The sequence below is a fragment of the Acidocella facilis ATCC 35904 genome (assembly GCF_000687875.1).
GTDB lineage: Bacteria > Pseudomonadota > Alphaproteobacteria > Acetobacterales > Acetobacteraceae > Acidocella > Acidocella facilis.
Genome location: NZ_JHYG01000003.1, coordinates 122,759 through 136,067, shown reverse-complemented (window position 1 = coordinate 136,067; position 13,309 = coordinate 122,759). Strand labels below are relative to the sequence as shown.

General features: G+C 65.7%; 13 protein-coding genes. 7 read left to right on the top strand and 6 right to left on the bottom strand.

Features of this window, described 5'->3' with window-relative positions:
* Positions 1–11: 11 nt before the first annotated feature.
* Entirely contained in the window at positions 12–2,237 is a 2,226-nt protein-coding gene (locus T331_RS17420) for a sensor histidine kinase NtrY-like (RefSeq protein WP_035179296.1), read from the top strand.
* Positions 2,234–3,619, top strand: coding sequence for a nitrogen assimilation response regulator NtrX (gene ntrX, locus T331_RS0105310; protein ID WP_008494103.1), 1,386 nt, complete (start codon positions 2,234–2,236; stop codon positions 3,617–3,619). Before T331_RS17420 ends, ntrX begins: the two co-directional genes overlap by 4 nt.
* A gap of 154 nt (positions 3,620–3,773) precedes the next feature.
* Here the strand turns inward: ntrX and T331_RS17415 are convergent, their stop codons facing one another.
* The 3 genes from T331_RS17415 to T331_RS0105295 are packed head-to-tail and all read right to left on the bottom strand — an operon-like array spanning position 3,774 to position 6,936.
* Positions 3,774–5,186: a sensor histidine kinase gene (locus T331_RS17415; protein ID WP_244876894.1), complete on the bottom strand. Its 1,413-nt coding sequence runs from the start codon at positions 5,184–5,186 to the stop codon at positions 3,774–3,776.
* 20 nt (positions 5,187–5,206) lie between these two features.
* Positions 5,207–5,890 (bottom strand): winged helix-turn-helix domain-containing protein, encoded by a 684-nt coding sequence (locus tag T331_RS0105300; RefSeq protein WP_008494101.1) that lies wholly within the window; start codon positions 5,888–5,890, stop codon positions 5,207–5,209.
* 2 nt (positions 5,891–5,892) lie between these two features.
* Positions 5,893–6,936, bottom strand: a complete 1,044-nt coding sequence (locus tag T331_RS0105295; protein WP_244876893.1) for a S1C family serine protease — start codon at positions 6,934–6,936, stop codon at positions 5,893–5,895.
* Between the two features lie 160 nt (positions 6,937–7,096).
* Here T331_RS0105295 and T331_RS17410 point away from each other — a divergent pair, with 160 nt between their 5' ends.
* Positions 7,097–7,435, top strand: a complete 339-nt coding sequence (locus T331_RS17410) for a hypothetical protein (RefSeq protein WP_035179290.1) — start codon at positions 7,097–7,099, stop codon at positions 7,433–7,435.
* Between the two features lie 6 nt (positions 7,436–7,441).
* Positions 7,442–7,843 (top strand): hypothetical protein, encoded by a 402-nt coding sequence (locus T331_RS0105285; protein ID WP_026439286.1) that lies wholly within the window; start codon positions 7,442–7,444, stop codon positions 7,841–7,843.
* A 232-nt stretch (positions 7,844–8,075) separates the two neighbouring features.
* Here T331_RS0105285 and T331_RS0105275 read toward each other — a convergent pair whose 3' ends face one another.
* The 3 genes from T331_RS0105275 to T331_RS0105265 all read right to left on the bottom strand — a co-directional run bounded on the left by T331_RS0105275 (position 8,076) and on the right by T331_RS0105265 (position 10,999).
* The gene (locus T331_RS0105275; protein ID WP_026439285.1) at positions 8,076–8,603 is read right to left on the bottom strand and encodes a DUF3576 domain-containing protein; all 528 of its coding nucleotides are present in this window, start codon (positions 8,601–8,603) and stop codon (positions 8,076–8,078) included.
* 159 nt (positions 8,604–8,762) lie between these two features.
* Positions 8,763–10,037, bottom strand: a complete 1,275-nt coding sequence (locus T331_RS0105270) for a porin family protein (RefSeq protein WP_026439284.1) — start codon at positions 10,035–10,037, stop codon at positions 8,763–8,765.
* Positions 10,038–10,399: 362 nt separating this feature from the next.
* Positions 10,400–10,999, bottom strand: coding sequence for a thiamine phosphate synthase (locus T331_RS0105265; protein ID WP_026439283.1), 600 nt, complete (start codon positions 10,997–10,999; stop codon positions 10,400–10,402).
* On the opposite strand from T331_RS0105265, the gene T331_RS0105260 reads away from it, so the two are divergent.
* From T331_RS0105260 to mreD, 3 genes are all read left to right on the top strand, one after another.
* Complete coding sequence (locus T331_RS0105260) at positions 10,998–11,672, top strand: YggS family pyridoxal phosphate-dependent enzyme (protein ID WP_026439282.1); 675 nt, start codon at positions 10,998–11,000, stop codon at positions 11,670–11,672. The genes T331_RS0105265 and T331_RS0105260 overlap by 2 nt on opposite strands.
* Positions 11,673–11,865: 193 nt before the next feature.
* Positions 11,866–12,759 carry a rod shape-determining protein MreC gene (gene mreC, locus T331_RS0105255; protein ID WP_008494091.1) on the top strand — a complete coding sequence of 298 codons (894 nt, stop codon included), beginning with the start codon at positions 11,866–11,868 and terminating at the stop codon, positions 12,757–12,759.
* 3 nt (positions 12,760–12,762) lie between these two features.
* On the top strand, positions 12,763–13,308 hold the full coding sequence (gene mreD, locus T331_RS0105250) for a rod shape-determining protein MreD (protein WP_051622179.1): 546 nt from the start codon (positions 12,763–12,765) through the stop codon (positions 13,306–13,308).
* Position 13,309: the final 1 nt, after the last annotated feature.

Genomic DNA, 13,309 nt, shown 5'->3' with positions numbered 1-13,309 from the left:
CGCCGTGTTGGATGAGCGGGGCTCGGGACATCGCTGAAAAACGCCCCCGCCGCTCGGGTCTCACCTGGGCGGTGGATCTGATGCTGGGGCGCGTCTCCACCCTGCTGGTCGCCTCGGTGGCGCTGGTGCTGGGCATCCTCACCTTCGGGCTGCTGGCGGGGCGGGTGCATCTCTCGCTGCATTCCGGCGGCGCGCTGGCGCTGATGGTCTCCGACTTCGCCGCCCTGCTGCTGCTGATCCTGGTGCTGGCCGGGCGGGTGACGCGGGTGATGCTGGAGCATCGGCGCGGCGCCGCCGGGGCCCGGCTGCATGTGCGGCTAGTGTTCCTGTTCGGCGGCGTGGCCGCGGTGCCGGCCGTGCTGGTCGCCATCTTCGCCATCGTCTTCTTCAATTTCGGTGTCCAGGCCTGGTTCAACACCAGGGTGCAAACCGCCCTGGCCGAGAGCAACCAGGTCGCCCAGGGCTACCTGACCGAGCATGAGAACGATATCCGGCTGGATGCGCTGGCCATGGCCAACGATCTCTCCGGCTCGGTGTTTTTCGGCAACCCCAACGAGTTCGCCAATTATCTGGTCAGCCAGACCACCATTCGCGGCCTGACCGAGGCGGAGATTTTCGACCCGCGCAGCGGCCAGGTCATCGCCTCCGCCGGGCTGTTCGCCGGCATGGTCAATACCGTGCCGGACCGCGCCGTGATCGCCCAGGCCAATGCCGGGCAGGTGCCGGTGATCAGCCCGCCGGGCAGCACCGCCGAGCAGGCGGTGATCAAGCTCGACATCACCCCGCCTTTGATGCTGATGCTGGAAAAGCCGGTGGACCCGGCGATCCTGGATCACGTCAACCGCACCCAGCAGGCGGTGGAGGAATATCAGCGCCTGGCGAAGAACCGGGCGCAGCTGGAGATCTCCTTCGCGCTGATCATCGCGGTGCTGACCCTGCTGGTGCTCTCCGCCCTGGTCGGATTCGGCCTCGTCATCGCCAACCAGATCGCCAAGCCGCTCGGCCATCTGATCCGCGCCGCCGAGAGCGTGCGCCAGGGGGATCTCGATGTGCGCGTGCCCGAGCGCGCCACCGGCGACGAGATGGAAGGGCTCTCGCGCGCCTTCAACCGCATGACCACCCAGCTCGCCGCCCAGCATTCCGAGCTGATGGATGTGAACAACCAGCTCGATGAACGCCGGCGCTTCACCGAAACCGTGCTGGCCGGCGTCTCCGCCGGCGTCATCGGGCTGGATGCCGCCGGGCGCATGGAGCTGGCCAACCGCGCCGCCTCCGAGCTGCTGCGCCTCGATCTGACACCGCAGGTCGGCCAGTATCTTGCCTTGTTGGTGCCTGAATTCGCTGCTCTGATCGCGCAGGTGAGCGCCACCCCCGAGCGCCCGGCGACGGCGCAGATCGAGCATGGGCAGGGCTCAGCCAAGCGGGTGCTGCTGGTGCGCATCGGCGCGGAGATGAAGGAAGGCGTGGCGGATGGGTTCATCGTGACCTTCGATGACGTGACGGAGCTGATGTCCGCCCAGCGCAAGGCCGCCTGGGCCGATGTGGCGCGGCGCATCGCGCATGAGATCAAGAATCCGCTGACCCCGATCCAGCTCTCCGCCGAGCGGCTGAAACGCCGCTTCGCCAAGGAGATCACCTCTGATCCGGAAAGCTTCACCCAATGCGCCGAGACCATCGTGCGGCATGTGGGCGATATCGGCCGGATGGTGGATGAATTCTCCGCCTTCGCCCGGATGCCGCAGCCGGTGATGCGCGCGGAGAGCCTGGAGCGGCTGGCGCGCGAGGCGATGGTGCTGCAACGTGTGGCGAAGCGGGACATTGACTGGCAGGTCGAGATCGAGGCGAAGCTGCGCGCCAAATGCGACCGCCGGCTGATCGGCCAGGCGCTGACCAATTTGCTGCAGAACGCCGCCGATGCGGTGGAGATGCGCCCCGGCGCCAGCCACGTGACACTGCGGCTGCGCGAGGAAAACGGCATGGCGGTGCTCAGCGTCACCGATGACGGGGTGGGGCTGCCGGAAGCCGGGCGCGACCGGCTGACCGAGCCTTACGTGACGCATAAGCCGAAAGGCACCGGGCTTGGCCTTGCCATCGTCGCCAAGATCATGGAGGACCATGGCGGACGGCTGGCATTGCGCGAGGCACCGGGAGGCGTCGGGGCTGAGGTGTCGTTGATTTTGCCGGTGCTGCCGGAGGGCGCCGCCGTAGAGGATGCGAGGGAGTTGCCTGCACGATGACTGAAATTTTGATCGTGGATGACGAGCCGGATATCCGGATGTTGGTCGAAGCGATTTTGAAGGATGAAGGCTATGAGGCGCGCAGCGCCGGCACCTCGGACGAGGCGCTGGCGGCCTATCGCGCCCGGCGCCCAGCACTCGTCATCCTGGATGTGTGGCTGCAAGGCTCCAAGCTGGACGGGATCGGCATTCTCGACGTGCTGCACCAGGAGGTACCGCGCGTGCCCGTCATCATGTTCTCCGGGCATGGCACCATCGAGACCGCGGTGGCGGCGATCCAGCGCGGCGCCTATGATTTCATCGAGAAGCCGTTCAACTCGGACCGTCTGCTGCTGGTGGTCAAGCGCGCTTTGGAAGCCGCCAAGCTGGAGCGGGAGAATGCCGAGCTGCGGCTGCGCGTGGGCAGCGACACCAAGCTAACCGGCGAGGGCAACGGCATCGCCAGCTTGCGCAACGCCATCGAGAAAGTGGCCCCCACCGGCTCGCGCGTGCTGATCTCCGGCCCGCCCGGCTCGGGCAAGGAGATCGTGGCGCGGATGATCCACGCCAAATCCCGCCGGGCGGATGGGCCTTTCGTGGTGATGAATTGCGCGATTCTGGCTCCGGAGACATTCGAGGCGGAATTATTCGGCACCGAGGCCACCGCCGAGGCGCCGCGCAAGCTCGGCGTGCTGGAGCGCGCCCATGGCGGCACGCTGCTGCTGGACGAGGTCTCCGAGCTGCCGCTGGAGATGCAGAGCAAGATCGCCCGCGTGCTGCAGGACCAGAGCTTCGAGCGGGTTGGTGGCAATACCAGGGTAAAGGTGGATATCCGCGCCTTGGCCAGCACGGCGAAGGATCTGACAGCGGAAATCGCCGAGGGGCGGTTCCGGGAGGATCTCTATTACCGTCTCGCCGTGGTGCCGCTGCGGGTGCCGGCATTGAAGGAACGGCGCGAGGATATTCCCGCTCTGGCCAACCATTTCCTGCGCCATGCGGCGGAGATTTCCGGCCTGCCGGTGCGCAGCCTGGCCTCGGACGCGGTGGCGGCTTTGCAGGCGCATGACTGGCCGGGCAATGTCCGCCAGCTGCGCAATGTGATGGATTGGCTGATGATCATGCGCTCGAGCGAGCCGGGCGAGCTGTTCCATGCCGAGCATCTGCCCACCGAATTGGCCGCGCACGCGCCACGCGCCTTGGCGATCGACCCGGCGGCGGATGTGATGGCGCTGCCGCTGCGCGAGGCGCGGGATGTGTTCGAGACGCAATATCTGCAGGCGCAGCTTTTGCGCTTTGGCGGGAATATTTCGCGCACGGCGAATTTCGTCGGCATGGAGCGCAGCGCGCTGCATCGCAAGCTCAAACAGCTGGGCATAGGTGCCGCGGAAGACAAAGTCGCCTAACTGAAATTTGCATAAGTTTTTTGGTGCCGCTTTTTTTCAAAAAAGCGGCGAAAGGACAAAGGCCGGACGCCCCCCCTAAAGGGGGCGATCCGGCCTTTGTCGCGAAGGGGAGTTTTTGAAAAAACTCCCCTTCAACCCCCAAAAACTTTTGCTCCTAATCCGGGCTTATATCCGCCGGCAGGCAGATCACCGCGCGCAAGCCAGGCTCGTTATCCTGCAGATGCAGCGTGCCATTATGCAGCTGCGCCACCGCCGACACCAGCGACAGCCCCAGCCCCGAACCCGCCGTGCTGCGCGCCGCCTCGGCGCGGAAAAACCGCTCGGTGGCGCGCTTGCGGTCCGCCTCCGCGATCCCCGGCCCGCGATCCGCGACGACGATCTGCACCGCCCCATGCGCCAGCCGCGCGCTGAACCGGATCGAGCTGCCCGGCGGGGAAAATTTCAAGGCATTGTCGAGCAGATTGACCACCGCCTGCTGCATCAGCTCGCGATCGCCAAACACCATCAGCGGCGCGTCGATCTCGGTCTCCAGCGTGATCTCCCGCTCCTCCGCCACCGCCCGGTACAGCTCGTCCAGATCCAGCAGCACCGGGGCCAGATCCAGCGACGCGAACGCCGCGCGCCGTGCCCCGGCCTCGATCTCGGAAATCCGCAACAGCGCCTCGAACACCGCGACGATGCCATCCAGATCCTCGGTCGCCCGGTCGATCGCCGCCTGCATCTCCTCGGCGCTGCGCGCGTGCAAGGCCGCATCCTCCAGCCGTGCGCGCGCCCGCGTCACCGGCGTGCGCAGATCATGCGCGATGGCGTTGGAGACCTGGCGCACCCCATCCATCAGCCGGGCGATGCGGTCCAGCATATCGTTGATCGTCACCGCCAGCTCGTCGAACTCGTCGCCCACCCCGGTCACCGGCACCCGCCGGGTGATGTCGCCGCGCGCGATCGCGCCGGTGGTGATGGAAATATCGCGAATGGTGCGCTGGAACAGCGAACGGATCAGCACCGCGCCGAGAATACCGAGCGCGATCATCAGACCCAGCGCCCAGATCAGCCCGGCGCGCAGCACATTGCGCAGCTTGGTGCGCATCCGCACATCCCGGCCGACCAGCAGGCTGGACCCGTCGGGCATTTTCTGCATCTGCAACAGCGCGATGGAGGCCACACCCTGGCGGCGCACCGAGAGCTGATACCAGGCATTATCCTGGCTCATCCCCGCCGGCCACTGGTCCAGATTGCCCATCAGCACCTGGCCGTTCTGGCCCTTCAGCAGATAGATCCCATCCGGCGTCAGCGACCCTGCCAGCCGTTCCTGGATCGCCGCTTCCAGCGAGGGCAGCCCGCCCATCTGGTCATGCTCGATCAGCGTCTGGAAATCCGCATGGATGGAGGCCTGGACCTGGCGCTGCAGCAAATTCAGCGCCGAGTACCAGAGGGCGAGCGCCAGCACGAAGGCGGACAGCCCGAACACCACGGCATAGACCAGCGCGAAACGCACCCCGGCCGAACGCCACAACCCGCGCCGGGCCGGGCGCTGCCTGCGGACACGCTCAACGCTGGATTTAGCCATGGTTTTAAATCAAGCCGCGATCAAGGTTCTTCGGAGCGCAGCATATAGCCCGCATTGCGGACGGTATGCAGCAGCGCGGTCGGGAACGGCTTGTCGATCTTCTGACGCAGACGCGAGATATGCACGTCGATCACGTTGGTTTGCGGGTCGAAATGATAATCCCACACGCCTTCCAGCAGCATGGTGCGGGTGACGACCTGGCCGGCATGGCGCATCAGATATTCCAGCAAGCGGAATTCCCGCGGCTGCAGATCGATCTTGGTCGGGCCACGGCGCACCGAGCGCGAGAGCAGATCCATCTCCAGATCCCCCACCTGCAGCCGGGTCGCCGGCCCGTCGCTCTTACCGCGCCGGGTCAGCGCTTCCACGCGCGCCAGCAGCTCGGCGAAGGCGAAGGGCTTGGTGAGATAATCGTCACCGCCCGCCTTCAAGCCTTTCACCCGGTCATCGACCTGGCCGAGCGCGGAGAGGAACAGCACCGGCGTGGTATTGTCCTGCCCACGCAATGTTTCCAGCAGTCGCAAACCGTCGATGCCGCCCGGCAGCATGCGGTCGAGGATGATGGCGTCGAAATTCTCCGAGGCGGCCAGGAACAGCCCGTCACGCCCATTATCGGCATGTTCGACCGTATGTCCCGCCTCGCGCAGCCCCTTCAGTACGAAGCCCGCCACATCCTTGTCGTCCTCTACGACGAGTATCCGCATCTCTACTCCCCTATCTGCGCCGGTCGCCGCCCAACGGTGACCGGCAAGTGGAATATATGTCCATTTTTCCTTACCCCAAGGACTACCTTCCGCCCAGGCGGCATGGACGCAATGATCCGCGTCAAACCGTCAGCGCCGGAGATCGCCTCGCCATTCACCGAAACCACCAAATCGGACTGGTTGAGCCCGGCTTTGTCCGCCGGGCCACCGGCCTCCAGCCCGGTGATCACCGCCCCCGGGCCGCCATCGCTCAGGTCCGCGACGGAGACGCCGAGCCAGCCGCGCGCCACCGCGCCATGGGCGATCAGCTGCGCCACGATGGGGGCCGCGCTGTTGCTGGGAATGGCGAAGCCGATCCCCACCGATCCGCCGGAAGGCGAGACAATTGCTGAATTTATCCCAATCACCGCGCCCTGCATGTTGAAGGCCGGGCCGCCGGAATTGCCGGGATTGATCGGCGCATCCAGCTGCAGGAAATGGTTGAACGGACCCTCGCCGATATCGCGCCCCTCGGCCGAGACGATGCCGAGTGTGAACGAATTTCCGAGCGCGAACGGGTTGCCCGCGGCCAGCACCCAGTCCCCCACCTGGACCTTGGACGAATCCCCCCAACGGGCCGGTTGCAGCGGCTTGGATGGATGGATTTTAATGACAGCGATATCCGTCAGGTCGTCCGCGCCGACTAACTGGGCGGTGAATTTTTCGCCATTATCCAGGGTTACGGTGATCTGCGCGGCGCCGGCGATGACATGGTCGTTGGTGACGATCATGCCGTCCGGGCTGATGATGAATCCCGAGCCGGCGGCCTGGGTCAGAGGCGGGGTGGCCTTGCCGCCATGCACCGGGGCCGGGGTGGCGCCGGAGCCGCCTGACGCCTCGGTGACGGCAATGCCGACCACGCCGGGGGCGACCATCTTCACCAGCGGGGCGAGGGAATGCGGCCCGCCCTCAAACAGGCTGAACTGCGCCAGCGCCACCCCCGGACAGGCCAGAAACAACCCCAGCGCCAATGCCAGCCAGCCCATGCCGCCCCTTCCGTCTCTCACTCAAACCATGCCATGCCTTGCCAGCCGCGCGGTTAACAGGCAAGCCAAAGCGCAGCTTTGTTGCGCATGCTCAGCAATTATCGTGTGATGCGGCCGGCGGCGGCGTTGAAAAAGCCGCTCTGCCGTACGACGTGAGGTTTGAGCAAAGGAGGGTTTCGAGATGTGCGCCAAACGAATTGATCCGTCTTCCATCGATATCGATCAGCTGAAACAGGAATTCGAGAAATTCCGCGTCGGACTCGGCGATGCCGGGGAGAAGCTGGGTGAGAACGCGCATGCGGCGCTGGAGCAGATCACCTCCTACCTCAATGGCGGCGGCCTGTCCTCGCGCGTCGCCTCGATCGAGGAGGAGCTGGAAATTCTCGGCGCCCGGCTGAAAGGCACGAGCAAGGATGCGGTCGCCAAGCTGGAGACGGAGGTGAGCGAGCGCCCGCTGGCGTCGCTGGCCATCGCCTTCGGCGTCGGCCTGCTCGCCGCCGGCTTCCTGCGCCGCGGCTAAGAGAGGATGAGCCTCGGCCGTCGCGCTGCCTATGTCGGTAAATCCGCCGCGCTCTGGCTCTGCATGGCCGTGGTGCTACTCTGCACCGGGCTGGGAGGGGTGGGCTTTCTCTCGGCCGCCTTGCTGATCTGGGTGGCGCATTATGTCGGCATGGCGGGCGCCGCCGCCATTTGCGGCGTGCTGCTGCTGGCGGTGGGCGGGCTCTGCGCCCTCATCTTCACCGCCGTGTTGCGGCGAATGCGCGCCCGCCAGCCCAGCCTCGTCACCGAGGCGGTCAGCACGCTGAGCCTGGCGCTGCGCTTTGGCACCTTCATCGTCCGGCGCGACCCGCGCAAGGCGGTGCTGACGGCGCTGATCACCGGCGCGCTGGCGGAATATTTCCTGGGTGAGCGCCGCAACAAGAGCTGAGCGCTTAAAAAATCAAAAGTTTTTTGGTGCCGCTTTTTTACAAAAAAGCGGCGAAAGGTGTTCGGGGTGTGCGCAACGCCGTCGTCACCACCCCGGACATTTTGCAGCCCTTTTTGTAAAAAGGGCTGCACCCCAAAAACTTTTATGATCTTCCCTCCATGCCCGTGGCTCAGCCCCCAACAAAAAACCCCTCCCGTCGGCGACGGGAGGGGTTTTTTGTACCCGAAAAGCTTTACTTGGTGTTCTTCGCCGCCGCCTGCAGATCGGCGGCGCGGGCGAGGATACGATCCTCCAACCCGCTGGCGAGCGAGGGATCGGCCGAGCTGTCCACCCATTGGCCGTTCTGCTGCACCTGCTCGAACACGCTCACCTGGATCGCATCGGCGGTCAGGGTCTTGCTGAGGATATAGGCATTCGCCTTGAAGCGGGTGCCGGGCTGGCCGGGCGGCGTGTACCAGTCGGTGATGATCACCCCGCCGAACGGATCAGCCGAGACCAGCGGCATGAAGGAGAGCGTGTCCAGCGTCGCCCGCCAGAGATAGGCATTCACCTGGATATTGGTGTTGGAGGCGGCGCCGCCCGTGCTGCCCTTGCCGAGGGTGAACAGCGAGCCAGAGCCCGGCGCGGCCGGCCCCATGCCGCCCATCTCGTAATTGGCGACGTCAGGGTTGGAGGTCTTCAGACCACCTGAGCAGGCACTGAGCCCGAGCAGGCTGAGCGCCAGGCTGGCGGGGACGGCGACACGTTGAATAATCCGCAATTCTGCTCTCCAAACCCGAAACTGCAAGCTGTTTAGCCTTCAACCAAGGCGCCGCCAAGGGCTGGGGCCACAAGATCGAATGCGGCCGCGCAAACAAAAAGGGTGGCGGTTGCCCGCCACCCTTTCAAGATCAGCCCAGAAGGACCGGCCTTTAAGCGATTACCACTTGATGGTGGTGCCGAGGTCGATCATCTGCTCCTGGACGTTGCCGGTCGAGGTCGCGGTCGGCTGGTGCTGGTGGCCATACAGATATTCCAGATACAGGCCCATCGGCTTGGCGATCTGGTAGTTCGCGCCAGCGGCAACGCCATACTCGCTCAGCGTGCGGGCAACGGCGGTGGAACCCGGAACATAGTTGCCGGAGCTCTGCTGGTTGAAGTAGGAGGCGCCGACCGTGTACGGGCCGACATTGTAGGAGGCGCCGACCACATAGCCCAGAGCGTTACGCGCGCCCTTCGGCTTGAAGGCGTAGCCGTCTTCAACCTGGCCCCACTTCATGTTGCCGCCAACGGTCAGACCCGCGAAAGTGGTCTGCGCACCGGCCTGCATCACGCTCAGCTCGTCATAGCCATGCGGCGCGGTGGTCGGGGTGCCGCCCAGAATGCCCAGCGGCGCGCCGTGCAGGTAAGAGACGGAGACCTTGTTGTCGAAGCCGTTCATCTTCTCGCCGTAGGACACGGACATGTCCAGCGTGTTGCGGCGGCGGACATTGCTGCCACCATAGATGGAGCTCGCGGACTCGCCCAGGGCGCTGCCGTTGGCGGCGTTGCCTTCCTTGATGCCGTTGGAGTTCGGCTCGAAGCCGATGATGCCGGACAGCTGGCCGCCGAGCACGCCCACGGCCGGGGACTCATACACAACCTTGTTGGTGGCATAGAGGCCGGAGGTGTCGGCGAACATGAACAGACCCGGGGAGGTCGGCAGCATGGTGCAGGCGCCGCCATCGCAGTTGAACCCGGCGCCGTCGCCGAAGCTCTCGATCGCGCCAACCTGGGACAGGGTCCAGGCGCTGTCGGTCTGGCCGGCGCGGATGAAGCCGTACTCGGGCGCGCCGATATAGGCATAAGCGCGCTTCACATACAGACTCTCGGTGCCGGCGGAAACGCTGGTGTTGGACCCGGCGGACTTGCCAGCGGAGGAGACGGTGGTGCGGATTTCAGCCTGCACACCATACCAGATGCCGTTGGTGGTCTGCGCGTCGAAGCCCGGATAAATGCGGAAATCGCCGTTGGTGCCGACATTGTTCAGCTTGTAGGCGCTGGTGCCCGAGCCGCCGGACATGTGGGTGGAGCCGAACGCGCCGACGCCGTACTGGAAGTAACCGTTCAGGTGAACGACGATGCTGCCCGGAGCGGCAACCTCTTTCGCCGGCTGGGCGAAGGCAGCGCCCGTGGCGAGCATGGTGGCCGCAGTGGCCAGAAGCAGTTTGCGCATCAAATCATCTCCATCATTCGCCATGCGGCGGAATTTTTAAGACCGTGAGGCCCCCAGAAGCGTGCACCGACAGCCTGATGACAGCCGATGCGCTCGGCAGCCTATAAATCGCCATCCGCCGGCCCGCGCAATCTCTGACTTTCCGTTCTTGAGCTTATTCGGGGGACTGTGGCACGCACGCCACATGTATATGACGTTAATGTTAAATTCGATCCTGCGCTTTTCCTGTAAAAACCAGCGACTATGCGCAGCTTACGCTGCAGCGCGATATAATATTCATACCATTTAAGTATTTTTATATACACGCTTGGCCTGCCGCTCCGGGCCGAGCCCGAACCGGGTCAAACTTCAAGCTAATTGCTTCAAAAAAAGGCGTCGATTGCCCCCACGCCGGCACATTCAGGCCCCAAGTTCCGGACATGGCGGCCGCTCATTCCCCCCAGAGCAAAAGGCTTTATCGGCGCCTTGCCGCGGACCGGACTCAGCCGCGCCGCCAGACGGCGCCAGCCCGCCGCCCCCAGCCCGCGCGCGCCGGGATGGCTGGCGGTGGGATGCACGGGAGAGATGAAGACCAGCGCCACATCCGCGCGCCTTGCCTGCCGAATCTGCGCCTCATCATGCGCCGAGGCGCTGCGCAGCCCGGTATGCGAACGCACCCGCCCCGCCCCGCCCCGCAGATGCAGCCCCGCCTTCAGCGACGCCGCCAGCCGCGCATCCCCGGCGATGATCAGCGCCAGCCGCCGCGCCCGGCAAATCTTCGCCGCCCGCCGCGCCAGCCGGGCGCGGTCCGGGTCCTGGTCATGGCGCAGCACCACCCCGCACAGCCCCAAAGGCAGCCGGGCAATCACCGCCAGCGGGTCGGGCGTGCGCTGGGCATCGGTGAAGAACCAGAGCGGCGGGATCTGGGCCTGCGGGTCGCGCCGCTTTACCGCGCGGCCCCAGGCGATTAACCGTGAATCCATGGCCGATATTAGCCCGATTGCCCGCAACCTCGAAATCATCCGCGCCCAGATCGCGCAAGCCGCCCGCGCCGCCGGGCGCGATCCCGAGGAGATCACCCTGATCGCCGTCAGCAAAACCCATCCGCGCGCCGCGGTGGAGGCGGCCTTGGCGGCGGGGCTTCATATATTCGGCGAGAACCGGGTGCAGGAGGCGGCGGAAAAATTCCCGCTCCCCGGCGCGAAACTGCATATCATTGGCGGGCTGCAGACCAACAAGGCCGAGCAGGCGGTGCGCCTAGCCGATGCGATCGACAGCCTGGACCGCCCGCGCCTGCTCGATGCGATCGACGCCGCCGCGCAAAAAGCCGGGCGCCTGCCCGAGCTGCTGGTGCAGGTGAATATCGGCGACGAGGCGCAGAAATCCGGTATCCCCACCGCCGAAGCGGATGGTTTCATCCGCGCCGCGCACGCGCGCTTCGGCGATGCGCTGAAAGGGCTGATGTGCATCCCGCCGGCAGCAGGCGAACCCACACCTTATTTCCGCCGCCTCGCCGCGATGGCCGATGCGCATGGGCTGGCGGTGCGCTCGATGGGCATGTCCGGCGATTACGCCGCCGCCATCGCCGCCGGCGCCACCCATATCCGCATCGGCACCGCCTTGTTCGGCCGGCGCGAGACCCCGCCGGCAAATTAACGCTATCGAAAGTTTTTGGCGCTAGCGGGTGTTTCTTCAACAATCGCTGACCCTTTGCCACGCCCGCCAGACACAATTTTTAATGTTTTAAACGCGCTGCCCTGGCTGAATCCGCGCATTCCCACTGTGCGTCCCGCGCATTTGCCTGTAAGGGCTAGGCGGTCATTGTCCTCTTTTTGCAGATAGGTTTCCGGTGATCAGATTATCGATCCCGCTCCGCCAAGCCCTGTCGCGTCTGACCCTGCCGGTGATGCTGATGGTCTCGCTCGGCTGCGTTCTCATCGGCCGGGCGGATCAGAATTTCTCCGACCGGCTGCGCGCTGGCTTGGATGACATGCTGGCGCCGGCCTATATGCTGGTCTCCGGCCCGATCCAGGCGGCCGAGCACGGCACCGGGGAAATTGGCCATCTCTTCTCGCTGAGCCAGGAAAACGAGCAGCTGCGCGAACAGAACGCCGAGCTGCTGCAATGGCAGGAGGTGGCGATGGCGCTGCAGGCGCAGAACGATGCGCTGAAAGCCTCGCTGCATTTCGTCCCCACCCCGACGCCGGAATTCGCCACCGGCGAGGTGGTGGCGGATCTCGGCGGCGTCTATGCCCGCTCGGTGCTGGTGCTGGTGCCGCCGGCCAATGGCAACCCGCAAAGCCTCATCGGCGCCGTGGCGATGGATGGGCGCGGCCTCGCCGGCCGGGTGGTGGATGCCGGGGACCGCTCCGCCCGGGTGCTGCTGATCAACGACATCAATAGCCGCATCCCGGTGGCGATCGGCGCCAATGGCGCGCCCGCCCTGATGGCCGGCACCAACGGACCGGACCCGTCTTTGCTGTACTGGTCGCCGAACCAGCCGCCGCCGGAAGGGGCGATGGTGCTTACCAGCGCCGAGGGCGGCGCCTTCCCGCCCGGCCTGCCGGTGGGGGTGGTGCATTACAACGCGCAGAACCAGCCGGTGGTGCTGCCGCTGGCGCATCTGGACGCGCTGCGGGTGCTGCGCCTGTTCAGCTACCCGGATAATCTGCCGGCCCTCACCCCCATCCCGCATCTCAAACCCGCCGCCGCCAGCGCCGCCAAGCATCACCGGAAACGCTGAGCCATGGCCCGCGGCTCCGCCCTGCGCCGGCCCACGAAATTGTGGCGCCAGATCGACGCGATTTCGCGCTGGATATTCCCCGTGGTGACGCTGCTGTTCGGGCTGTTCGTCATCGGCATGCCCTTTGGCATTCAAGGCCAAGCGGCGCTGCGCCCGGTCTATGCGATGGCCTGCGTGTATTTCTGGTCGCTCTACCGCCCGGGCTCCCTGCCCGCGCCGCTGGTGGCCTTGTGCGGGTTGCTGCTGGACCTGCTCGGCCTCTCCTCCTTCGGGGTCTGGGCGGTGCTGTTGCTGCTGCTGCAATGGGGCACGCTGCTCGCCCGCCGCAAGCTGGTGCCGGCGCGGTTTCTCATCGTCTGGGCCAGCTTCACGCTGGCGGCCGGGGTCTGCGCCGGGCTGGCCTGGGCGATTGAGTCCGCCCTCGCCCTGCGGCTGCTGCCGCTCGGACCGCTGCTGCTGGAGGCGCTGCTGGCCGCCGGGCTCTACCCGCTGCTGGCCGCCTTCCTGATCCGCGCCCATCGCGGCCCGGCGGCGGTGGAACAGGCGTAAG

Bases quoted from the DNA above. Each gene is read 5' to 3' on its own strand.
- T331_RS17420 (WP_035179296.1), top strand. From the start codon at position 12: ATGAGCGGGGCTCGGGACATCGCTGAAAAACGCCCCCGCCGCTCGGGT.
- T331_RS0105260 (WP_026439282.1), top strand. From the start codon at position 10,998: ATGGCCGATATTAGCCCGATTGCCCGCAACCTCGAAATCATCCGCGCC.
- T331_RS0105270 (WP_026439284.1), bottom strand. From the start codon at position 10,037: ATGCGCAAACTGCTTCTGGCCACTGCGGCCACCATGCTCGCCACGGGC.
- T331_RS17415 (WP_244876894.1), bottom strand. From the start codon at position 5,186: ATGGCTAAATCCAGCGTTGAGCGTGTCCGCAGGCAGCGCCCGGCCCGG.
- T331_RS0105285 (WP_026439286.1), top strand. From the start codon at position 7,442: ATGAGCCTCGGCCGTCGCGCTGCCTATGTCGGTAAATCCGCCGCGCTC.
- mreD (WP_051622179.1), top strand. From the start codon at position 12,763: ATGGCCCGCGGCTCCGCCCTGCGCCGGCCCACGAAATTGTGGCGCCAG.
- T331_RS0105300 (WP_008494101.1), bottom strand. From the start codon at position 5,890: ATGCGGATACTCGTCGTAGAGGACGACAAGGATGTGGCGGGCTTCGTA.
- ntrX (WP_008494103.1), top strand. From the start codon at position 2,234: ATGACTGAAATTTTGATCGTGGATGACGAGCCGGATATCCGGATGTTG.
- T331_RS0105265 (WP_026439283.1), bottom strand. From the start codon at position 10,999: ATGGATTCACGGTTAATCGCCTGGGGCCGCGCGGTAAAGCGGCGCGAC.
- T331_RS17410 (WP_035179290.1), top strand. From the start codon at position 7,097: ATGTGCGCCAAACGAATTGATCCGTCTTCCATCGATATCGATCAGCTG.